The sequence below is a fragment of the Streptomyces sp. NBC_00576 genome (genome assembly GCF_036345175.1).
In the GTDB taxonomy this organism is placed as follows: Bacteria; Actinomycetota; Actinomycetes; order Streptomycetales; family Streptomycetaceae; genus Streptomyces.
Map to the genome: position 1 here is coordinate 6,143,294 of NZ_CP107780.1, position 21,034 is coordinate 6,164,327.

Consider the following 21,034-nt stretch of genomic DNA (forward strand, 5'->3'; position numbering starts at 1 on the left):
TGGACAACGTGGGCGCGAGGTGCCCGGCGCCAGCGGATAAAGTCGCCTCCATGACCAAGTGGGAATACTCGACCGTGCCGCTGCTCGTCCACGCCACGAAGCAGATTCTGGACACCTGGGGCGAGGACGGCTGGGAGCTCGTCCAGGTCGTGCCCGGGCCGAACAACCCCGAGCAGCTCGTGGCGTACCTGAAGAGGGAGAAGGCGTGAGCGCGGTCGAGGCGCGCCTCGCCGAACTGGGCCTGACCCTGCCGGCTGTCGTGCCGCCGCTGGCCGCGTACCAGCCGGCTGTGCGGTCGGGGGTGTACGTGTACACCTCGGGCCAGCTGCCCATGGTGGACGGGAAACTTCCGGTCACCGGGAAGGTGGGCGCGGAGGTCACGCCCGAGGAGGCCAAACAACTGGCCCGCACGTGTGCGCTGAACGCGCTCGCGGCGGTCAAGTCGGTCGCCGGTGACCTCGACCGGATCGCGCGCGTCGTGAAGGTCGTCGGCTTCGTCGCCTCGGCGCCCGACTTCACGGGCCAGCCCGGGGTCGTCAACGGCGCGAGCGAACTCCTCGGCGAGGTACTGGGCGACAAGGGCGTCCACGCGCGCAGCGCGGTCGGCGTGGCGGTACTGCCACTGGACGCGCCTGTCGAGGTCGAGGTCCAGGTGGAGCTGAGCGATCTTTAGCCCGTCCGGCGTTTGAGGACGAGCGCGATACGGGGGTCTGGGGCAGCGCCCCCAGGGATGGGACGGGTAGGGGCGGCGGGGGCGAGAACCCTCGGGGCCTCGAACATGCGCCCACCACCGGATAGCCTCCGCCCATGGCAAACGGGCAGTGGTACCCACCGGAGTGGCCGGACCTCATCCGTGGGCTCGCCGAAGGCACCCTCACCCCGGTCACCCCCAAGCGCGCGGCCACCGTCATGCTCCTGAAGGACACCGACACCGGCCCCGTCGTCCACATGCTGCGCAGACGCGCCTCCATGGCCTTCGCCGGGGGCGCGTACGCGTATCCGGGCGGCGGAGTCGACCCGCGCGACGACGACCACCTGATCCGCTGGGCGGGCCCCACGCGCGCGTGGTGGGCGTCCCGGCTGGGCCTGGGCACCGACGAGACGTCCGCACAGGCGGTGGTCTGCGCCGCCGTACGGGAGACGTACGAGGAGGCGGGCGTCCTGCTCGCGGGCCCGGCCGCCGATTCCGTGGTCGGCGACACCACGGGCGACGACTGGGAGGCGGACCGTGCGGCCCTGGTCGCCCGGAAACTGTCCTTCGCCGAGTTCCTGGACCGCCGTGGGCTGGTGCTCCGGTCGGACCTCCTCGGGGCTTGGGCCCGCTGGATCACCCCGGAGTTCGAGTCCCGCCGTTACGACACCTGGTTCTTCGTGGCCGCGCTCCCGAAGGGCCAGCGCACCCGCAACGCCTCCACGGAGGCGGACCGCACGGTGTGGATCGAACCGGCCGACGCGGCATCCTCGTACGACAGGGGCGAGCTGCTGATGATGCCGCCCACGATCGCGACGCTACGAGCACTGACGCCGTACGGCAGCGTGTCCGGGGCCTTCGCCGGGTCCCTGGAGCGGGACCTGGCGCCTGTCCTGGCCAGGGCCAGCGTGGAGGACGGCGAGATCGTGCTCGCCTGGCCCGGGCACGACGAGTTCACCAAGCACATCCGGATCGGGGGAGCCCCCGCATGACAGAAGCCGCCGCCCTCCCCGGCCGGCCGCGCGGCGGGGTTCTCTCGGGCCCCGCCACCGCGCGCGCGGTCAACGTCCTCGCGCCCAACGCCTCCGCGATGACCCTCGACGGCACGAACACCTGGATCGTCTCCGAGCCGGATTCGGAACTGGCCGTCGTCGTCGACCCGGGGCCCCTGGACGACGCACACCTCAGGCATGTCGTCGACACCGCGCGGAAGGCCGGCAAGCGGATCGCGCTGACGCTGCTCACGCACGGGCATCCGGACCACGCGGAGGGCGCCGGACGGTTCGCCGAGCTGACGGGAACGCATGTGCGGGCGCTCGATCCGGCGCTGCGGCTGGGCGACGAGGGCCTCGGGCACGGCGACGTCGTGTCCGTCGGCGGGCTGGAGCTCAGGGTCGTACCGACGCCGGGGCACACCGCGGACTCGCTGTGCTTCCATCTCCCGGCCGATCGGGCCGTCCTGACCGGAGACACCGTCCTGGGGCGCGGAACGACCGTGGTGGCCCATCCTGACGGCCGCCTGGGGGACTATCTGGACTCTCTGAGGCGCCTGAGGTCCCTGACGGTGGACGACGGCGTGCACACCGTCCTGCCGGGCCACGGGCCCGTCCTGGACGACGCCCAGGGCGCCGTCGAGTTCTATCTCGCCCACCGCGCCCACCGGCTCGCCCAGGTCGAGACAGCGGTCGAGAACGGCTACGCGAGCCCCGCGGAGATCGTCGCCCGTGTGTACGCGGACGTGGACCGCTCCCTGTGGCCGGCCGCCGAGCTGTCGGTACGCGCCCAGCTGGAGTACCTCCGCGAACACGGCCTCATCTAGCCCCAGCCCCAGGCCCAGCCGCTGTCAGCCGGGCCTCGGCGCCTTCACGCCGTGCACGCGCGCGTACTCCTCGGCCAGCCAGGAGCCCAGCTCCTCGACGTGCGAGCGCAGGAACGACCGCAGGACGGCCGCATCGTCCGTCGGCTCGTGGCTCAAGGACGCCGCCTCCCTCATGCGTGGGCCCCACTCCGGGTAGTACGCGGCGAACGCCTCGGCCATCTCGTACAGGTCGCTCGTCCAGCCTGCCCAGCGCGGCATCACGAGCGTGAAGCCTGTACGCACCAGGCGGCGCGAAATGCCCCGCACGCGTGCGCGTACCGCCCCCGGAGGAGCTCCCGGAGCGGTCGCCTCGGCGATCAGGCGTCGCCAGCGCGGGAGGCAGAGGGCCAGGTCGCCGTTGGTCTCGCGGGCGAGGAGGGAGTCGGGGCGGTAGCTGGGCAGGTGCTCGGCGAGATCCTCACCGAGGAGGGGGGTGCAGAGGCAGGCCAGGAACCAGCCCAGGTCGTGCCTCTCCAGGTCGCTCAGCACCTGTGCCCGGGAGACCAGCAGCGTGCCGGCGCCGTCGATCTGCTCGAACTCCCTGTCGAGCGCCGCGTCCAGGGCACCGGCCGCCGTCCGGTCCCCCTCCGTGGGCTCCTCGCGCAGCACGATCAGGAGGTCCAGGTCGCTGCGGCCCACGCGCGCGGTACCGCGTGGAATCGAGCCGTACAGGTACGCGCTGTGCAGCCGTTCCCCGAAGACGTCGAGGAGCTGGTCGCGGGCCGCGCCGACGACGGGTCGGAAAGCGGGCGGCACACGCGCGAGGGAGCCCTCACGCGCGATGAACCCGTGCTCGTCGAGCCCCGGGCGTCGTGTCACCCCGTACGTCATTTCCAGCGGAACACGCGCAGGCGGCGGGTCTCGCTCACCGCGTGGCACACCACGGCCAGCCGGTCGTCCCAGGCCGCGTACCGTGCCCGGTAGCTGAAGCCGGGGACCCTGCGCTCCGCGACGACCCGGCCGTCGGCGGGGTCGAGGACGGTCACCCGGCTGCCGTAGCCGTTGCCCACCATGAAGTACCCGCGGTGGACCAGCGGATGGAGCGTACGGCCGTGGTCGGTGCGCCACTCCCAGAGCTGTTCGCCGGTCGACACGGAGTAGGCGCGCAGGAGCGTGTCGGCGCTCTTCTCGTTGTCGCCGGCGGGTTCGTCCGGTTCCAACCCGATGGTGAGCGTGTCGCCGACGACGGCGACCGCGGGCCCGAAGTCCTTGTACCCGTCAGGAAGTTCGACGTGCCACTGCCCGTTCTCGCGGACCACGTACAGCCGGGGGCGGGAGCGCCTGCCGTCGTTGCGAACGGACAGGACCGGCGGGTCCGTCGCCAGGAGGGAGAACCAGTCGCCCCACCGGTCCGGGAGCGACCGCTCCCACTGGACGGCGCCGGTGCGCGCGTCAAGACACCGGACGACCGGCGGTTCGTCGCCCTTCCAGCCCTGGCTGTTCGCGATCCGGACGGGGGCGGTCGCGATCCGGCCGCCGCCGATCGTCACGTGGCGCGTGGATTCGGCGCCGATGTGTCCCAGCTGGTCCTTCGGCTGCTCGCGCGACCAGGCCACGGCCCCGGAGCCGAGGTCGAGGGCGGTGAGGCGGACATGCGTGGCGCCCGGTGCGCCGTCGTCGTGGTGCAGGACGACGCCCAGACCGTCCTGGGTGTCCTGGGACACCCCGACGATCACGTCCTGGCCCGGTGGCTGCCAGGCCCAGAGGGGCTCACCGGTCGCCGGTGCGTACGCCGTCACGCGGTCGAAGCGGGTCAGTGCCACCGCCTCGTCCGTCGCCCACAGGCCGAGCGGCTCGCCGAGGTCCCGCTGCTCGAACTCGGACTGCCACAGGGGCTGCGCCTCCGGGTCCCGGCGGAAGAGGCGCAACCGGCGCTTCGCGGGCTCCGGCGCCGCCGCCCAGACCGACTCGGGCGCTCTGTCCTGGTGCATCCCACCCACCCCTTGGTTCCGTTCAGCACGTTCTCGTCACCGCGTGGCCCCCGCCCCGGCGAACCCGTCGAATGCGAGAGGGGCCCCGCCGTGCGGCAGGGCCCCTCTCGCGCTTACGGACGCTCCCGGCTAACGCGAACGCTTCGCGAGGCGCTCCACGTCCAGCAGGATCACGGCCCGCGCCTCCAGGCGCAGCCAGCCGCGGCCCGCGAAGTCGGCGAGCGCCTTGTTGACCGTCTCGCGGGAGGCGCCGACGAGCTGCGCCAGCTCCTCCTGGGTCAGGTCGTGCACGACGTGGATGCCCTCCTCCGACTGCACGCCGAAGCGGCGCGAGAGGTCGAGCAGGGCGCGCGCGACGCGGCCCGGCACGTCGGAGAAGACCAGGTCGGACATCTGGTCGTTGGTCTTGCGCAGGCGCCGGGCGACGGCGCGCAGGAGCGCGGCGGCCACCTCGGGGCGGGCGTTCAGCCAGGGCTGGAGGTCGCCGTGGCCGAGGCCGAGCAGCTTGACCTCGGTCAGTGCGGTGGCCGTGGCGGTACGCGGGCCCGGGTCGAACAGCGACAGCTCGCCGATCAGCTCGCCGGGGCCGAGGACGGCCAGCATGTTCTCGCGCCCGTCCGGAGACGTACGGTGAAGCTTGACCTTGCCTTCGGTGACCACATACAGCCGGTCACCCGGGTCGCCCTCATGGAACAGGGCGTCACCGCGCGCGAGGGTCACCTCACTCATGGAAGCGCGGAGCTCCGCGGCCTGCTCGTCATCGAGCGCCGCGAAGAGCGGGGCGCGCCGCAGAACGTCGTCCACGAGTTCTCTCCTTGTCGACCTGCTCAGGGGATCTTGCTCCCCGGTTACCGGGGACCGTGCTCCCCATCTTGCCGGACGGTCCAAACAGTGTGATCTGTCACAAGGATGCCGTACGGGTGTCCCGATCAGTGTGGCAGGGGGCCAATTGGGCGCCGATCTTCAGGGTCCGGGGCGGATGTCAGTGCCGGGCTCTAGGCTGGCCGGGTGTCCAAATCGCCGGTGGGAGCACAGGCCAAGCGGGCTGAGCGGGCGGTCGCAGGGTGCGATTCCGCTGTGGGCGAACAGGGTACGGGTGGGGGCCGGAATGCGTAGAAAGCGGCAGAGGTGATGTCGGTGGAGAAAGCCGCCAAGAAGGTGACCGGGGCTACCGAGGTGGCTGGGACGGCCGAAATGGGAGCCCCGGAGGGTGCCCCTGAGAGCGCCCCGGAGGACAGGGCCGCACGGTCGGCCGGGCCGGCGAAAAAGGCTGCCTCTGCGGCGGCTGAGAAAGCCGTCCCGGCCAAGAAGGCGACCCCGGCCAAGAAGGCCATGCCCTCGAAGTCGGCAACCGCCAAGCGCGCCGGCCAGGCTGCCGTCTCCGGGACCGCTGCCCCCAAAGCGACCGTCTCCAAGACCGTCGCCCCGAAGCCGCCCCGCAACGAGTCGCACACCGCTCTCGTCCGGCGCGCTCGCCGGATCGACCGCGAACTCGCCGAGGTCTATCCCTACGCCCACCCCGAGCTGGACTTCGAGAACTCCTTCCAACTGCTCGTCGCCACGGTCCTGTCCGCCCAGACCACCGACCTGCGGGTCAACCAGACGACGCCCGCCCTCTTCGCCAAGTACCCCACCCCCGAGGACCTGGCCGCCGCCAACCCCGAGGAGGTCGAGGAGATCCTGCGCCCGACCGGCTTCTTCCGGGCCAAGACCAGGTCCGTCATAGGGCTGTCCAAAGCCCTCTCGGAGGAGTTCGGCGGCGAGGTGCCCGGCCGCCTCGAAGACCTCGTCAAACTCCCCGGCGTCGGCCGCAAGACCGCCTTCGTCGTGCTCGGCAACGCCTTCGGGCGCCCCGGCCTCACCGTGGACACGCACTTCCAGCGGCTCGTGCACCGCTGGCAGTGGACGGCGGAGAAGGACCCGGACAAGATCGAGGCCGCCGTCGGCGCGCTCTTCCCCAAGAGCGACTGGACGATGCTCTCGCACCACGTGATCTTCCACGGCCGCCGCATCTGCCACGCCCGCAAGCCCGCCTGCGGCGCCTGCCCGCTCGCCCCGCTCTGCCCGGCGTACGGGGAGGGCGAGACGGACTCGGAGAAGGCCCAGAAGCTTCTGAAGTACGAGAAGGGCGGCTTCCCCGGCCAGCGGCTGAACCCGCCGCAGGCGTACCTCGACGCGGGCGGCATCCCGGCGCCCCCGCTGGGGGCCGGATGAGGCCCGGGGTGAGGGCCTGCGCGAGGCATGGAAGCAGTACGGCGGACTCCGGGACGGAACCAACGGGGTGGCCGCAGGCGTTGGAAGCAGCAGAACGGGGGTGGCGGTGACGCGCGCGAGCAACACACAGGGCGGCGAGGCGACGCTCAGCAAGGACGGCCTGCCCGGCTGGCTTGATCCGGTGGTGCACGCCGTCGAGACGGTCGAGCCGCTGCAGCTGAGCCGCTTCCTGCCGCCCGAGGACGGCGGGGGCCGCCAGTCCGCCGTGCTGATCCTCTTCGGAGAGGGCGACGGGAAGACCGGAAACGACGGCGATGGCGGCGATGGCGGCGGGCCCGAGCTGCTGCTCATGGAGCGGGCCAGTTCGCTGCGCTCCCACGCCGGTCAGCCCTCCTTCCCCGGCGGCGCCCTCGATCCCGAGGACGGGGACCCGCAGGGCGACGGTCCGTTGCGGGCCGCCTTGCGCGAGGCCGAGGAGGAGACCGGGCTCGATCCGGCCGGCGTCCAGCTCTTCGGCGTACTGCCCAAGCTCTACATCCCCGTGAGCGGCTTCGTCGTCACGCCCGTGCTGGGCTGGTGGCGCGAGCCGAGCCCGGTCGGGGTCGTCGATCCGAACGAGACGGCCCGGGTCTTCACCGTCCCCGTGGCGGATCTCACGGATCCGGCCAACCGTGCGACCGCCATGCACCCAAGTGGCCACAAGGGTCCGGCATTTCTGGTCGAATCGGCCCTCGTATGGGGCTTCACGGCCGGGGTCATCGACCGTCTGCTGCACTACTCGGGCTGGGAGCGTCCCTGGGACAGAAACAAGCAGGTCCCGCTGGACTGGCGCGCGTGACAAGGTGGCGTTCGTGAATGTGCTGGACATCTTGTTGCTGGTCGCCGCCGTGTGGTTCGCGATCGTGGGCTATCGCCAGGGGTTCGTCGTCGGCATCCTGTCGGTGATCGGCTTCTTGGGCGGTGGTCTCGTCGCGGTCTATCTGCTGCCCGTCGTCTGGGACGGTGTGACCGACGAGGCCGAGGTGAGCACGACCGCCGCCGTCGCCGCGGTCGTCATCGTGATCGTCTGTGCCTCCGTCGGTCAGGCACTGACCACCCACCTCGGCAACAAACTGCGCAGATTCATCACCTGGTCGCCCGCCCGCGCCCTCGACGCGACCGGCGGGGCCCTCGTCAACGTCGTCGCGATGCTCCTGGTCGCCTGGCTGATCGGCGCCGCCCTCGCGCAGACCACGATGCCCACGGTGGGCAAGGAGGTCCGCGGCTCCAAGGTGCTGGCAGGCGTGCAGGAGGTGCTGCCCTCCGACGCGGACACCTGGTTCAAGGACTTCACCTCGGTCCTCGCGCAGAACGGCTTCCCGCAGGTCTTCAGCCCGTTCTCCGACGAGCCCATCAAGGACGTCGACCCGCCCGACCCCGCGCTCGCCAACAGCGCGGTCGCCGTCAACGCCCAGCGTTCCATCGTCAAGGTCGTGGGCACGGCCCAGAGCTGCGGCAAGGTTCTGGAGGGCACCGGCTTCGTCTTCGGCCAACGGCGCGTGATGACCAACGCGCACGTGGTCGGCGGCGTCGACGAGCCCACCGTCCAGATAGGCGGCGAGGGCAGGAAGTACGACGCGACGGTCGTCCTCTACGACTGGGAGCGCGACATCGCCGTACTCGACGTGCCCGATCTGCGCGCGCCCGTGCTGCAGTTCACGACCGAGGTCGCGAGCAGCGGCAAGAGCGCGATCGTCGCAGGCTTCCCGGAGAACGGGTCGTACGACGTCCGTCCCGCGCGCGTGCGTGGTCGCATCACGGCCAACGGCCCGGACATCTACCACCGCGGCACGGTGCGCCGCGATGTCTACTCCCTGTTCGCGACCGTCCGCCAGGGCAACTCCGGCGGCCCGCTGCTCACGCCCGACGGCAAGGTGTACGGCGTGGTCTTCGCGAAGTCCCTCGACGACCCGGAGACCGGTTACGCGCTCACGGCGGGCGAGATCCAGGAGGACATCGACCAGGGGCGCCTCGCCAACCAGCAGGTGGACAGCGACAGCTGCGCGCTCTGAGCCGGTAGGGACGGGCCCTCGGACGAGTCCTACGGGTTCCTGGAGCCTTTGGAGCCGCTGGAGGCAAGCCGCCCCTACGGGTGAGTCCCGTAAAGACTCAGGGCCGGGGGTGGCGCAGGCGCACCGAGACCCAGCGGGCCCGGCGGCGCAGGATGCGCGGGATTCCCACCCTCAGGTCCGTCCCCGCGATGTGCGGGGAACCTCCTTGGTGGGAGCTCAGGCCATGACCCGAGCGGCGATTGCGTGGTGCGTCACTGTAGTCGTGCGTCCAGCCCATACCCCGACGTCTGCCCCTGCCCCAAGGTCGATAACCGCCCCACGGGCCCCGAATTGGCCTATGCGCCGGGCAATTGGCCGTTCGTAGGACAGGTGTTCAATTCGCGGATACCGGGCGTACCGGCGCGGTCACCGGTCCGGGCCACCGGTTCGGATCACCGGTCCGGTTCGGGGTCCTTCAGCCAGTTGACCAGTTCTGTCGAGAAGGCGACCGGATCCTCCTCGTGCGGGAAGTGCCCCAGCCCGTCGAACAGACGCCAGCGGTACGGTGCTTCGACGTACTCCCCGGATCCGGCCGCGCTGCGCGTACGCAGCACCGGGTCGAGCGAGCCGTGCAGATGCAGCGTCGGCACCCGCACCGGCCGCTTCATGCGCCGGTTGAACTGGATGCCGTCCGGACGGGCCATCGAGCGGACCATCCAGCGGTACGGCTCGATCGCGCAGTGCGCGGTGGACGGGATGCACATGGCCGCGCGGTACGTCTCCACCGCCTCGTCGTCCGGCAGCCGCGGCCCCGACCAGTCCCGGATCAGCCGCCCGACGAGCGCCCCGTCGTCCGCGACGAGTTGCCGCTCCGGGAGCCAGGGCCGCTGGAACCCCCAGATGTAGGAAGCGGCGGCCGTCTGCTTGACGTCGGCGAGCATCGCCGAGCGCCAGCGCCGGGGGTGGGGCATCGAGGAGACCACGAGCCGCCGTACGAGCTTGGGGCGCATCACCGCGGCTGTCCACGCCAGGTATCCGCCCAGGTCGTGGCCGACCAGCGCGGCGTCGGGCTCGCCCAGGGACCGGACGACGCCCGTGATGTCGAGGGCGAGGTTCGCGGGGTCGTAACCCCGCGGCGTACGGTCGCTGCCGCCCACGCCCCGCAGGTCCATGGCGACGGCCCGGAAGCCGGCGTCGGCGAGGGCGGCCAACTGGTGCCGCCACGTCCACCAGAACTGCGGGAAACCGTGCACCAGCATGACCAGCGGCCCGTCGCCCAGCTCGGCGATGTGGAACCGGGCGCCGTTCGCGGCGACATCCCGGTGGATCACCTCGCGCCCGCCGGGAAGGTCGAGCCGTACGACCGAGGCGGGTTGCGTCGAGGCGGGTTGCGCCGATGAGGGCTGGGGCGACGAGGGCTGGGTCGAGGCGGGTTGCGCCGAGGGTGTGGCGGGGTCCGTCATGAGGACGAGCGTGCCACAACCTCGACTCCGTCACTCACCGGGGCGGGCCGGGGGTGTGGCTTGGCCTTCTGCAGAACGCCCGCCGTCTCCTTCATGGACGCGGCGACCTTCTGCGGGCCCTTGCTCTTCTTGGCCTTCTTCGCGAAGACGACGCCGACCAGCACCAGGAGGACGGCGAGGAGGACGTTCGCGGCGAACGAAAGCAGGAAGCAGACCGCGAGGTTCCAGTCGCTCCAGGTCCGGATGGCGTACGCCAGGGCGAAGTTGAGCATCGGCAGGGAGAACAGCAGTACGGCGCCGGCCACCGTGAAGGCGCCGCCGCTCGTCGCGCCGCGCTTCACATCCTGCTTGAGCTGGGCTTTCGCCAGCGCGATCTCGTCGTGCACCAGCGCGGACATCTCGGTCGTCGCCGAGGCGAACAACTGGCCGATGCTGCGTTCGGCGCCGACCGGGCTGCCGTCGGGTGCGCTCATCGAGGTCTCCCTGTTGTCTTGGTTGCCTTGCTCAGACGTCTGAACGTACGCGCCTGGCGTACGCACCTGACTACGTGTCTGACGTCTACGTGTCAGATCATGCCGGACCGCCACCCACGTCGCCCGCCCCGCCCACCACTTCGGTAGGCCGGTCCCGCTCGGCGGCCTCCAGTTCGGCGGCCCTTTCGGCGGCTCTGAGCCCGGCGATGCGCCGGTGTTCTGCCGCCTTCCCCTCGTAGATGTCGGCCATGCGCAGGTGGTACGCCGGATCGTGTTCCTCGTAGATGTCGGGGATGCCGTCGAGGTCGTCGTCGCGCTCCTCCGCCTCCCACAGTCGGCGGTATCTGGCGTTTCGTATCTTCAGCAGCACGGTCGCGGCGAGCGCGGCGATGAGCGAGCCCGTGAGGACGGCGGCCTTGACCTCGTCGGTGAGCGCGGCGTCACCGTCGAACGCGAGTTCGCCGATCAGCAGCGAGACGGTGAACCCGATCCCGGCGAGCGAGGCGACGGCGAAGACATCGGCCCAGGCGAGGTCGTCGCTGAGCGAGGCGCGGGTGAAACGGGCCGTCAGCCAGGTCCCGCCGAAGATCCCGACCGTCTTCCCGACCACCAGCCCGAGCACGACGCCGAGGGTCTCCGGCCGCGTGAACACGTCCCCCAGTGTCCCGCCGGACACCGAGACACCCGCGCTGAACAGGGCGAACAACGGCACGGCGAGCCCTGCCGACAGGGGCCGCACCAGATGTTCGACGCGCTCACCGGGCGAGCGCTCCTCCCCGTCCTCGGTCCGGGGCGTGCAGCGCAGCATCAGGCCCATCGAGACACCGGCGATGGTGGCGTGGATGCCGCTGTTGTACATCAGCCCCCAGATGACGAACGCGAGCGGGACGTACACGTACCACCCGCGTACGCCCTTCCGCAGCAGCAGCCAGAAGACGGCGAGGCCGACGAGCGCGCCGCCGAGCGCGGCGAAGTTCAGGTCGTCGGTGAAGAAGACCGCGATGATCAGGATGGCGAAGAGGTCGTCGACGACGGCGAGCGTCAGCAGAAACGCGCGCAGGGCGCTCGGCAGGGACGTACCGATGACGGCGAGCACGGCGAGCGCGAAGGCGATGTCGGTGGCCGTGGGCACGGCCCATCCGGCGAGCGACCCGCCGCCGGTGATGTTGGTGAGGGTGTAGACGAGCGCCGGTACGACCATTCCGCACAGGGCGGCGACAACGGGCAGCGCGGCGGCCCTCGGGTCGCGCAGATCCCCGGCGACAAGTTCACGCTTGAGCTCGATGCCGGCGACGAAGAAGAAGACCGCGAGCAGTCCGTCGGCGGCCCAGTGCTGGAGGGAGAGGTCGAGGCCGAGGGCGGCGGGTCCGACATGGAAGCCGAGGACAGCCTCGTAAGTGTCCTTGATCGGCGTGTTCGCCCAGATCAGCGCGGTGACGGCGGCGACGAGCAGCAGCACCCCGCCGACGGTCTCGGTCCGCAACGCGTCCGCGACGAATGTCCGCTCGGGCAGCGAGAGCCGTCCGAGAAGCTTGCGGTTGGTGGTACGGGGGGCGACCACGGGGAGACCTCCGGACGGTGGGCAGCACGGAACACATGCCGACCAGACTTCCCGGCGCACCTTGTCGATCCTCGCGGATCTTGTCGCGTCGTTGACGCGATCTTTAGCTTACCTAAGGTGCGGGGAAGGCGCCGCCCGGAGGGACCCCCTGGTTTTTCAGTCCACCTCTGGCTAGTCCTCGCTGCCCGCCGCGGGCAGCTTCGTCTGGATGAGGTCCATGACGGTGGAGTCGGTCAGGGTGGTCACGTCGCCCAGCTCCCGGTTCTCGGCGACGTCACGCAGCAGGCGGCGCATGATCTTTCCGGAGCGGGTCTTGGGGAGCTCCGCGACCGGCAGGATGCGCTTGGGCTTGGCGATCGGGCCGAGGGCCTCGCCGACGTGACTGCGCAGTTCGGCGACGAGGGTGTCGGTCTCGGAGGCGGTGCCGCGCAGGATGACGAAGGCGACGATGGCCTGCCCGGTCGTCTCGTCGGCGGCACCCACCACGGCCGCTTCGGCGACGGAGGGGTGTGAGACGAGCGCGGACTCGACCTCGGTGGTGGAGATGTTGTGCCCGGAGACGAGCATGACGTCGTCCACGCGTCCGAGCAGCCAGATGTCGCCGTCGTCGTCCTTCTTCGCGCCGTCACCCGCGAAGTACTTGCCCTCGAACCGGGACCAGTACGTGTCGAGGAACCGCTGGTCGTCGCCCCAGATGGTGCGCAGCATGGAGGGCCACGGCTCGGTCAGCACGAGGTAGCCGCCGCCCCCGTTGGGCACTTCGCGCGCCTCGTCGTCGACGACGGTGGCGGAGATGCCGGGCAGCGCCCGCTGAGCGGACCCCGGCTTGGTCTCGGTCACGCCGGGCAGCGGGGAGATCATCATGGCGCCCGTCTCGGTCTGCCACCAGGTGTCGACGATGGGCGTCACATCGCCGCCGATGTGCTTGCGGTACCAGATCCACGCCTCGGGGTTGATCGGCTCACCCACCGATCCCAGCACCCGGAGGGAGGACAGATCGAACTTGGCGGGGATGTCGTCGCCCCACTTCATGAACGTACGAATGGCGGTGGGCGCCGTGTAGAGGATGGTCACCCCGTACTTCTGGATGATCTCCCAGAAGCGGCCCTGGTGCGGGGTGTCCGGCGTTCCCTCGTACATCACCTGGGTCGCACCGTTGGCCAGCGGTCCGTACACGATGTAGGAGTGCCCGGTGACCCAGCCGACGTCGGCGGTGCACCAGTAGACGTCGGTCTCCGGCTTGAGGTCGAAGACGGCGTGGTGGGTGTACGCGGCCTGGGTGAGGTAGCCGCCGGAGGTGTGCAGGATGCCCTTGGGCTTACCCGTCGTACCGGAGGTGTAGAGGATGAACAGCGGCTGCTCGGCCTCGAACGCCTCGGGCGTGTGCTCGGCGCTCTGCCGCTCGACGACCTCGTGCCACCACACGTCCCGGCCCTCGTGCCACTCGACGTCCTGCCCGGTACGGCGGACGACGAGCACGTGCTCCACGTTGTCGACGCGCTCGACGGCGGCGTCGACGGCGGGCTTGAGCGCGGACGGCTTGCCGCGCCGGTAGCCACCGTCGGTGGTGATGACGATCTTGGCGTCGGCGTCCTGGATGCGGGTCGCGAGCGCGTCCGCGGAGAACCCGCCGAAGACGACGGAGTGCGCGGCGCCGATACGGGCGCAGGCGAGCATCGCGATCGCCGTCTCCGGGATCATCGGCATGTAGACGGCGACCCGGTCGCCCTTCTCGACCCCCAGCTCCAGCAGGGCGTTGGCGGCCTTGGAGACCTCGTCCTTGAGCTCGGCGTAGGTGATCGCGCGGCTGTCGCCGGGCTCCCCCTCGAAGTGGATGGCGACCCGGTCGCCGTTCCCGGCCTCGACATGCCGGTCGACGCAGTTGTACGCGACGTTGAGGCTGCCGTCCTTGAACCACTTGGCGAACGGAGGGTTCGACCAGTCCAGCGTCTCGGTCGGCTCGGTGGCCCAGGTCAGCCGGCGGGCCTGCGCGGCCCAGAAGCCGAGCCGGTCAGCCTTGGCCTGTTCGTACGCCTCCGCCGTGACGTTGGCGTCTGCGGCCAGCTCGGCGGGTGGCGCGAACCTGCGCTCTTCCTTGAGCAGGTTGGCCAGGCTTTCGTTGCTCACGACATCTCCCTTACGGTGCTTTGCCGGGGCGACCGTTGTGTCCCAGGCCACAGCTCATCAGACCGGGGGGCCCGCTGACAAGGGCCGACGAGAAATTGGTTTAGACCTTTGGGCTCCCTCGGGTCGCTCCCGTCGGCGCGCCTCTTCGTGAGGGGGACAACCAAGGTCACGTACGCGATGGCCGCCCGGTTCACCCGTCCTCGTCAGGCGGACAGTCCGGCCGCCCTCACATGATCGAACACCTCGTCCCCGCCCACCATTCCGGTGAGCAGATACGCCTGTGCCTCACCCACATGGAAGTACATTCCGTGCAGCTCGAGCGCGCCCTCCTGCAGCGCCCTGGCCACCGACTCGTGCGCCTGGAGATGCTCCAACTGCTGGACGACGTTGGTCAGGCAGAGCTGCTCGGCCACGTCGGCGGGTGCCCGCCCGGCGAGCCGTGTCCAGGGCCGGTCCGTCGCGGCCATCCGCTCCAGGCTCGGCAGTCCGTGCCGCAGCCAGCGCCTGAGCGGAGTCGGTGCCCCGTCGGGCTCCATGCTCAGCAGCGCCTGCATGGCCCCGCACCCGGAGTGCCCGCACACCGTGATCGAGCGCACCTTCAGTACGTCCACCGCGTACTCGATCGCGGCCGCCACCGAGTCGTCCCCGCTCTCCTCGCCGGGCCGCGGCACCAGGTTGCCGACGTTCCGTACGACGAACAGGTCGCCGGGACCACTGGAGGTGATCATCGACGTGACGAGGCGCGAGTCGGCACACGTCAGGAACAGCTGTGAGGGTTGCTGCCCCTCGCGCGCCAGCCTGGCCAGCTCACCGCGTACCAGCGGCGCGGTGTTCCGCTGGAACGCGCTGATACCGCGCGCCAGTTGATGCCCGCTCGGCTCGCCGGCACCGAACAAGCCCGACGAGTCGGCCGAGTGGGCCGATTTGGCAGAGTTGCACGAGCCGGGAGAGCCGGCGACACCGCTCGCCCCGCCGGGCCCAGCCGCCGTCTCCCCTCGCCCCTGTCCGGACTCCGGGACTTCGCACTGGTGGTTGCGCCAGGGCGTCCAGGGCCGACAGCGGCAGTCGGAGGCGTTCGAGGGCTCGGCGATACGTGTCCCCGCCCGGCCGGTCACCTCGACGGTGCCGCCCTGCGCGGTGTGCGTGCTCTGCCAGTGGTGCAGGGATTCGTACGCCGCGTGGTCCATGAACGATCCGTCCAACTCCACGACGGCGTCCGCCCCTTGGGGCACGAGGTGCAGGGTCCGGCTGAGCCGGGGCACCGCGAGGAAGGTCAACTGCCCTCGGACATGTACGTAATGGACTCCCCCTGTCTCGTCGTGTCTGACTTCGTAGGTGATCCGGGTGCGAGCGAGGCGGTTCAGGGCGACGCCGACGGCGACCGCGACGCCCAGCATCACTCCTTCGAGGACGCCGAGGAGAACGACGCCCAGGGTTGTCACCGCGTAGACCAGGACCTCGCGGTGGCGGGTCACCGTGCGAATGTGGTGCAGGGACACCATCTGGATGCCGACGGCCATCACCAGGGCGGCGAGTGAGGCGAGCGGGATCAGCTCCAGGATCGGAACCATCAGCAACGCGGCGACTACTACGAAAACGCCGTGCAGCATCGTGGAGTTCCGGCTCACGGCACCGGCTTGTACATTCGCCGAACTCCGCACGGCCACGCCCGCGACCGGCAGTCCGCCGAGCGCACCGGACACGACGTTGGCGACGCCCTGGCCGAGCAGTTCACGGTTCAGGTCGGCACGGCCGACGCGAGCCGCTCCGCCGCCGGTGGCCCGTCCGGCCAGCAGCTCGGGCCGGGAGGCCACCAGCTTGTCCACGGCGACCGCGCCGAGCAGCGACTGCACGCTGCACACCAGGGTGACGGTGAGCACGGCGGCGGCGACGCCGAGCGCGGGTCCTTCGGGCAGCCCGGCCAGCGCATGGCTGCGCCAGGACGGCAGGTCGACCTTGGGCAGGACCAGCCCGGCGAGCGCGGCGGTGAGTGTGGCGCCGCTGACGGCGACGAGCGCGGCCGGCACCTTGCGCAGAACGCGCCCCGCCCGGCCGGGAAGCCGTGGCCAGACCAGCAGCAGGGTCAGGGTCAGCACGCTCATCGACACGGCGGCGGGATGCAGGCCGGCCAGCTGGGCGGGCAGCGCGCGGAGATTGTCGAGGACCGAACTCTCCGGCGTACCCCCGAGGACGATGTGCAGCTGGGCGACGGCGATCGTCACGCCGATCCCGGCGAGCATGCCGTGGACGACGGCGGGGCTGACGGCGAGCGCCGTGCGGGCCACGCGCACGCAGCCGAGGGCGAGTTGGACGAGCCCGGCGAGGACGGTGATGGCGCAGGTCGTACGCCACCCGTACCGCTGGATGAGGTCGGCGGTGACGACGGTGAGCCCGGCGGCGGGGCCGCTCACCTGGAGCGGGGAGCCGCCGAGCCGTCCGGCGACGAGTCCGCCGACGGCGGCGGCGACCAGGCCGGCCTGGAGCGGTGCGCCGGTGGCGAGGGCGATGCCCAGGGAGAGAGGCAGGGCGATCAGGAAGACCGCGATCGAGGCCGACACATCGGCGCCCGCGACGCGGAAGCGGCGAGGCGGTGTCGGCGGCGGTGGGGGGCTGTGGGGCTGGTGCATGCGCTTTGTCCGAGTCGGGTCGGGGGCGCGAGTGGGGATGCAGGCAGACATGTTTCCCGTCTCCTCCGGGGCAGCGCGGTCGCGGAACAGGTGGTCCCCCGTCGATGCGCGGGGGGCGGGTCGCGGCCGTGGGTCACGGCGTGCAAGCGGCGGGATAATTCAACGCTCGGTAAACGGATCGTAATGCACGGTAAAGGACGTGTATGTATTTTCGGGGCAAATGGGTTAACGAATCACCTCAATGAGTGAAGTGGACTTTTGATCGGCTTGTCGTACTAATTCCTTCTCGGTCCCATGCGACCTTGACGGCGCCGCGCCCGAAAGCGCCGGCCCGAACGAAGGAAGAGGTGGGCGGACATGGCCGTCACCAAGAGGATCGCCGCAGGTGTCATGGCCGTCGCGGCCTGTGCCGCTTCACTCGCCGGCTGCGGGGCGGAAACCACCGGCTCCTCCGGTGCGAAGGGGGGCGCGCACGATGCGAAGAAGGCGGCCCCGGCACCGGCACCCAAGAGCGCGGCCCGGCTGATCGGCGACGGCTCCACCGCGTACACCGGAGCCCAGCCCTACCAGCCCAGGCCCGAGCGCCTCAAGCCCGGCCAGAAGCCGCCGCAGTTCGTCGTCTTCTCCTGGGACGGCGCGGGTGAGGACAGCCAGCGGCTGTTCTCCCGCTTCCGCAAGGTGGCCAAGGCCAACAAGGCGACGATGACGTACTTCCTGAGCGGTGTGTACCTGCTCCCGGAGGACAAGCGCGACCTGTACCGGCCACCCCGGCACTCGCCGGGCCGCTCCGACATCGGCTTCAACGACGAGCAGGGCATCGCCGACACCGTGAAGCAGCTGCGGCTGGCCTGGCTGGAGGGCAGCGAGATCGGCACCCACTTCAACGGCCACTTCTGTGGCAGCGGAGGCGGTGTCGGTGAGTGGTCGGTGGAGGACTGGAAGAACGAGATCGCCCAGGCGAAACGTTTCGTGAAGTCCTGGAAGACCACCACGGGCATGACGAAGGCGTCCCCACTGCCCTTCGACTACGAGAAGGAACTCGTCGGCGCCCGCACGCCCTGCCTGGAAGGGCAGAAGAACTTCATGAGCGCGGCCCGCGAACTGGGCTTCCGCTACGACACGAGCGGTGTCAACGACCAGCTCTGGCCCGCGAAGAAGCAGGGCCTGTGGGACCTGTCCATGCAGCTCGTCCCGGTCCCCGGCCGCCGCTTCGAGACGCTGACCATGGACTACAACTTCTACATGAACCAGTCCCAGGCACGCACGGGCGCCAAGGGCCGGCACGAGTACTGGGGCGACCAGTTCCGCGACGGTCTCCTCAAGGGCTTCGAGCGCGCCCACGACGGCAACCGCGCACCCCTGCTCATCGGCAACCACTTCGAGTCGTGGAACGGCGGCGTCTACATGCGCGCCGTCGAGGAGGTCATCGAACGCGTCTGCACGAAGGCCGACGTGCGCTGTGTCTCGTTCCGGCAGCTCGCCGACTGGCTGGACGCGCAGGATCCGCAGACCCTGGCGAGGTTGCGCACGCTCGGGGTCGGTGAGGCGCCGAAGGGGGGCTGGGCGACCTTCCTGGCGGGGCGGCCGGGCCCGGCCCCGAAGGGGGTACCGGGGGCTCCGGCTGCCAAGCGGTAGCGATTGGGTGGGTGCGATTCTTTGGCCGCGGGTCGGTGGGGGCTGGTCGCGCCCGCGGCGGAGCCGCAGACAGATACAGCCCCGCGCCCATTCGGGGCGCTGCGCGCACCCGACCTCAGACGGTGGTTGCTGCCAACTGCTCGCCCAGTACGAAGCCGGGGTCCACCTGGGCCGCCAGGTCGACTCCGGTGCGGGCGTTGGCCCAGGAGTGGGCGTTCTTCAGATGGAAGTGGACCATCTGGTGGGTGTAGCGCTCCCAGTCGCGCAGCTCGTACCTGGCGTCGACGGCCGTCCGCAACCGGCGCAGGGAACGGTGGTTGGTGTCCTCCAGGTGCTCGAACCGTGCGGTCCGGCCCTTCTCCATGGCACGCACCCAGTCCGAGTGCCCGACCGTTTCCAGGAGGTCGTCCCCGACTTCGGCGCGGAGGAAGTCGACGTCGTCCTGACCCTGCACCTTGTTGCCGATGACCTTCAGGGCGACGCCGAAGTCCTGGGCGTACTCCTTGTACTGGCGATAGACGGAGACTCCCTTCCGGGTCGGTTCGGCGACGAGGAACGTGATGTCGAAGCGGGTGAACAGGCCGGACGCGAAGGAGTCCGAGCCCGCGGTCATGTCGACGACGACATACTCGCCCGGGCCGTCGACGAGATGGTTCAGGCACAGCTCCACCGCGCCCGTCTTGGAGTGGTAGCAGGCCACTCCGAGATCGGCTTCGGTGAACGGGCCGGTGACCATCAAACGGACGGCGCCGCCGTCGAGTTCCACCGGCCGCGCGCAGGCGTCGTACACCGGATTGGTCTCCTGGATCCGCAGCAGGCGCGAGCCTCCGCCGGGCGGGGTCGTCTTGATCATCGCGTCGGCACAGGCGATGCGTGGGTTCGTGCCGCGGAGGTACTCCTTGATCAGCTCCATCCGCTCGCCCATCGCGGGCATCGCGGCGGCTTCGGTGTCGTGAAGGCCGAGTGCGGCGCCCAAGTGCTGGTTGATGTCGGCGTCGATGGCGAGGACCGGCGCCCCGGAGGCCGTGAGGTGGCGGATGAACAGCGAGGACAGCGTGGTCTTGCCGCTGCCGCCCTTCCCGACGAAAGCAATTTTCATGTTCACTAACGGTAGTGGAGTGAGCGCTGAGAGTGTCCAGGGGGCGTGAGGAAGTCCACTCCTTCGTGGGTGGGCTCCCTGGAGTGCGTAGGGTCGTACTCATGAGTACGACAGGCGCGACCGCCGATCCGCTCGCGGCCCTGGGGGCACTGCCAGGGGTGGCCGACTCCGTGGAGTCCGTGCGCAAGGCCGTGGACCGGGTCTACGGGCATCGCATCATGCGGCGACGAAGCAACGAGATCACCGGTGAGGCGGCACTGCGCGGCGCGCGCGGTTCCGCGGCCCTCTCCGGCGCCGACTGGGCCCTCGAAGAGGTGCGCCGGCGCACCGACTTCAGCGGTGACGACGAGGCCCGGGTCGTCGGCGCGGCCCTCCGGCTGACCGCGGAGGCGGGCCAACTCCTGTCCATCTGGCGCCAGTCACCGCTTCGCGTGCTGGCCCGGCTCCATCTGGTCGCCGCCGCGGGCACGGGCGACGAGGTGGGACGCCCGCGCCAGGACGGTGAGCCAGTCGAGGAGCCGGCGGTCGACCTGCCGCTGCCGAGTGCGGCGGAGGTGTCCGGACGGCTGGAGGGACTCGCGGAGCTGATCATCGCGGGAGGCTCGGCCCCCGCCCTGGTCACAGCCGCTGTCGTGCACGGCGAACTCCTCGCGCTGCGCCCCTTCGGCTCCCACAACGGCCTCGTCGCGCGCGCGGCCGAGCGGATCGTCCTGGTCGGCAGCGGCCTCGACCCGAAGTCCGTGTGCCCGGCCGAGGTCGGCCACGCCGAACCGGGCCGCGCGGCCTATCTGGCCGCACTCGACGGCTATGTCTCCGGCACCCCGGAGGGCATGGGGGCGTGGATCGCCCACTGCGGTCGGGCAGTCGAACTCGGGGCGCGTGAATCGGTGGCCGTGTGCGAGGCGTTGCAGCGTGGGGCGGCGTAGGGAAGTAAGAAATGACGGCACAAGGGAAGTGAAAAGGCCCTCCGTGGAGGGCCGGCAAAGGAATGCGGCGGTACGAGGATTCGTACCGCCGCTGGCATGTCCACCCGGTTACCAAGCGTCCTCGATAGTGTTGCCCATCAGGGCGGGTACTTGGCCCGTCACCTGGTGCGGCTGGCCCGTAATCGACGGGTCGACGTCGCGTGGGTGCCCGGTTTTCATGCGCGGTCCGTGTGGCCAAATGCGTTATTAAGGTGATCCTTTCGGATGTCCTTGGTCTCGCGGGCCGTTGAGTCCTTTCTACTCCTGGACCGGAGCAAGCGGAAGCCCTGACTGCACTTCTTTACTTTTATCCTCAAACAGCAATGAATCGGGCGCTGGTGTGCCCGGACGGGGCGGGAG

18 protein-coding genes and 2 pseudogenes are annotated in these 21,034 nt (G+C 70.5%); 10 read left to right on the forward strand and 10 right to left on the reverse strand.

All coding sequences use genetic code 11. The features are described 5' to 3' along the window. Positions 1-50: 50 nt before the first annotated feature. The 5 genes and pseudogenes from OG734_RS26595 to OG734_RS48000 all read left to right on the forward strand — a co-directional run. Entirely contained in the window at positions 51-209 is a 159-nt protein-coding gene (locus OG734_RS26595) for a DUF4177 domain-containing protein (RefSeq protein WP_019063748.1), read from the forward strand. After that, positions 206-673, forward strand: a complete 468-nt coding sequence (locus OG734_RS26600; RefSeq protein ID WP_330290004.1) for a RidA family protein — start codon at positions 206-208, stop codon at positions 671-673. Before OG734_RS26595 ends, OG734_RS26600 begins: the two co-directional genes overlap by 4 nt. 134 nt (positions 674-807) lie before the next feature. Beyond that, positions 808-1,683, forward strand: a complete 876-nt coding sequence (locus OG734_RS26605; RefSeq protein WP_330290005.1) for an NUDIX hydrolase — start codon at positions 808-810, stop codon at positions 1,681-1,683. Positions 1,684-1,781: 98 nt separating this feature from the next. After that, a pseudogene (locus OG734_RS47995) lies at positions 1,782-2,279 on the forward strand (MBL fold metallo-hydrolase); the annotation flags it as partial. A gap of 114 nt (positions 2,280-2,393) precedes the next feature. After that, a pseudogene (locus OG734_RS48000) lies at positions 2,394-2,492 on the forward strand (MBL fold metallo-hydrolase); the annotation flags it as partial. Positions 2,493-2,534: 42 nt separating this feature from the next. Here the strand turns inward: OG734_RS48000 and OG734_RS26615 are convergent. The 3 genes from OG734_RS26615 to OG734_RS26625 form a co-directional block, all read right to left on the reverse strand. After that, entirely contained in the window at positions 2,535-3,380 is an 846-nt protein-coding gene (locus tag OG734_RS26615) for a nucleotidyltransferase domain-containing protein (protein WP_330290007.1), read from the reverse strand. Continuing rightward, positions 3,377-4,480: an outer membrane protein assembly factor BamB family protein gene (locus OG734_RS26620; protein WP_330290008.1), complete on the reverse strand. Its 1,104-nt coding sequence runs from the start codon at positions 4,478-4,480 to the stop codon at positions 3,377-3,379. Before OG734_RS26620 ends, OG734_RS26615 begins: the two co-directional genes overlap by 4 nt. Before the next feature lie 129 nt (positions 4,481-4,609). After that, complete coding sequence (locus OG734_RS26625) at positions 4,610-5,284, reverse strand: Crp/Fnr family transcriptional regulator (RefSeq protein ID WP_006382668.1); 675 nt, start codon at positions 5,282-5,284, stop codon at positions 4,610-4,612. A gap of 327 nt (positions 5,285-5,611) precedes the next feature. Here OG734_RS26625 and nth point away from each other — a divergent pair, with 327 nt between their 5' ends. The 3 genes from nth to OG734_RS26640 all read left to right on the forward strand — a co-directional run bounded on the left by nth (position 5,612) and on the right by OG734_RS26640 (position 8,745). Beyond that, positions 5,612-6,694 (forward strand): endonuclease III, encoded by a 1,083-nt coding sequence (gene nth, locus OG734_RS26630; protein WP_443064912.1) that lies wholly within the window; start codon positions 5,612-5,614, stop codon positions 6,692-6,694. A gap of 106 nt (positions 6,695-6,800) precedes the next feature. Continuing rightward, positions 6,801-7,532, forward strand: coding sequence for an NUDIX hydrolase (locus OG734_RS26635; protein WP_330290009.1), 732 nt, complete (start codon positions 6,801-6,803; stop codon positions 7,530-7,532). Positions 7,533-7,545: 13 nt separating this feature from the next. Then, a complete protein-coding gene (locus OG734_RS26640) occupies positions 7,546-8,745 on the forward strand; it encodes a MarP family serine protease (RefSeq protein WP_330290010.1) in 1,200 nt (399 codons plus the stop codon). Positions 8,746-8,842: 97 nt separating this feature from the next. Here the strand turns inward: OG734_RS26640 and OG734_RS26645 are convergent, their stop codons facing one another. From OG734_RS26645 to OG734_RS26670, 6 genes are all read right to left on the reverse strand, one after another. After that, a complete protein-coding gene (locus OG734_RS26645) occupies positions 8,843-9,022 on the reverse strand; it encodes a hypothetical protein (protein ID WP_330290011.1) in 180 nt (59 codons plus the stop codon). A gap of 154 nt (positions 9,023-9,176) precedes the next feature. Then, positions 9,177-10,187, reverse strand: coding sequence for an alpha/beta fold hydrolase (locus tag OG734_RS26650; protein ID WP_330290012.1), 1,011 nt, complete (start codon positions 10,185-10,187; stop codon positions 9,177-9,179). After that, on the reverse strand, positions 10,184-10,660 hold the full coding sequence (locus OG734_RS26655) for a phage holin family protein (protein ID WP_330290013.1): 477 nt from the start codon (positions 10,658-10,660) through the stop codon (positions 10,184-10,186). Before OG734_RS26655 ends, OG734_RS26650 begins: the two co-directional genes overlap by 4 nt. A gap of 97 nt (positions 10,661-10,757) precedes the next feature. Then, complete coding sequence (nhaA, locus tag OG734_RS26660) at positions 10,758-12,221, reverse strand: Na+/H+ antiporter NhaA (protein ID WP_330290014.1); 1,464 nt, start codon at positions 12,219-12,221, stop codon at positions 10,758-10,760. Positions 12,222-12,392: 171 nt separating this feature from the next. Beyond that, positions 12,393-14,348 carry an acetate--CoA ligase gene (gene acs / locus OG734_RS26665; protein WP_330290015.1) on the reverse strand — a complete coding sequence of 652 codons (1,956 nt, stop codon included), beginning with the start codon at positions 14,346-14,348 and terminating at the stop codon, positions 12,393-12,395. 203 nt (positions 14,349-14,551) lie between these two features. Further along, entirely contained in the window at positions 14,552-17,026 is a 2,475-nt protein-coding gene (locus OG734_RS26670) for a SulP family inorganic anion transporter (RefSeq protein ID WP_330290016.1), read from the reverse strand. A 306-nt stretch (positions 17,027-17,332) separates the two neighbouring features. Between OG734_RS26670 and OG734_RS26675 the strand changes: the two genes are divergently transcribed. After that, on the forward strand, positions 17,333-18,610 hold the full coding sequence (locus OG734_RS26675) for a hypothetical protein (RefSeq protein WP_330290017.1): 1,278 nt from the start codon (positions 17,333-17,335) through the stop codon (positions 18,608-18,610). A 115-nt stretch (positions 18,611-18,725) separates the two neighbouring features. Here OG734_RS26675 and OG734_RS26680 read toward each other — a convergent pair whose 3' ends face one another. Beyond that, positions 18,726-19,709, reverse strand: a complete 984-nt coding sequence (locus OG734_RS26680; RefSeq protein ID WP_330290018.1) for an ATP-binding protein — start codon at positions 19,707-19,709, stop codon at positions 18,726-18,728. Positions 19,710-19,810: 101 nt separating this feature from the next. On the opposite strand from OG734_RS26680, the gene OG734_RS26685 reads away from it, so the two are divergent. Next, positions 19,811-20,635, forward strand: coding sequence for an oxidoreductase (locus tag OG734_RS26685; RefSeq protein ID WP_330290019.1), 825 nt, complete (start codon positions 19,811-19,813; stop codon positions 20,633-20,635). Positions 20,636-21,034: the final 399 nt, after the last annotated feature.

Excerpts from the sequence above, each read along its gene's own strand:
- OG734_RS26595 (WP_019063748.1), top strand. The coding sequence starts at position 51 with ATGACCAAGTGGGAATACTCGACCGTGCCGCTGCTCGTCCACGCCACG.
- OG734_RS26650 (WP_330290012.1), bottom strand. The coding sequence starts at position 10,187 with ATGACGGACCCCGCCACACCCTCGGCGCAACCCGCCTCGACCCAGCCC.
- OG734_RS26680 (WP_330290018.1), bottom strand. The coding sequence starts at position 19,709 with ATGAAAATTGCTTTCGTCGGGAAGGGCGGCAGCGGCAAGACCACGCTG.
- nth (WP_443064912.1), top strand. The coding sequence starts at position 5,612 with ATGTCGGTGGAGAAAGCCGCCAAGAAGGTGACCGGGGCTACCGAGGTG.
- OG734_RS26620 (WP_330290008.1), bottom strand. The coding sequence starts at position 4,480 with ATGCACCAGGACAGAGCGCCCGAGTCGGTCTGGGCGGCGGCGCCGGAG.
- OG734_RS26655 (WP_330290013.1), bottom strand. The coding sequence starts at position 10,660 with ATGAGCGCACCCGACGGCAGCCCGGTCGGCGCCGAACGCAGCATCGGC.
- OG734_RS26685 (WP_330290019.1), top strand. The coding sequence starts at position 19,811 with ATGAGTACGACAGGCGCGACCGCCGATCCGCTCGCGGCCCTGGGGGCA.
- OG734_RS26645 (WP_330290011.1), bottom strand. The coding sequence starts at position 9,022 with ATGGGCTGGACGCACGACTACAGTGACGCACCACGCAATCGCCGCTCG.
- OG734_RS26605 (WP_330290005.1), top strand. The coding sequence starts at position 808 with ATGGCAAACGGGCAGTGGTACCCACCGGAGTGGCCGGACCTCATCCGT.
- OG734_RS26675 (WP_330290017.1), top strand. The coding sequence starts at position 17,333 with ATGGCCGTCACCAAGAGGATCGCCGCAGGTGTCATGGCCGTCGCGGCC.
- OG734_RS26615 (WP_330290007.1), bottom strand. The coding sequence starts at position 3,380 with ATGACGTACGGGGTGACACGACGCCCGGGGCTCGACGAGCACGGGTTC.
- OG734_RS26670 (WP_330290016.1), bottom strand. The coding sequence starts at position 17,026 with ATGTCTGCCTGCATCCCCACTCGCGCCCCCGACCCGACTCGGACAAAG.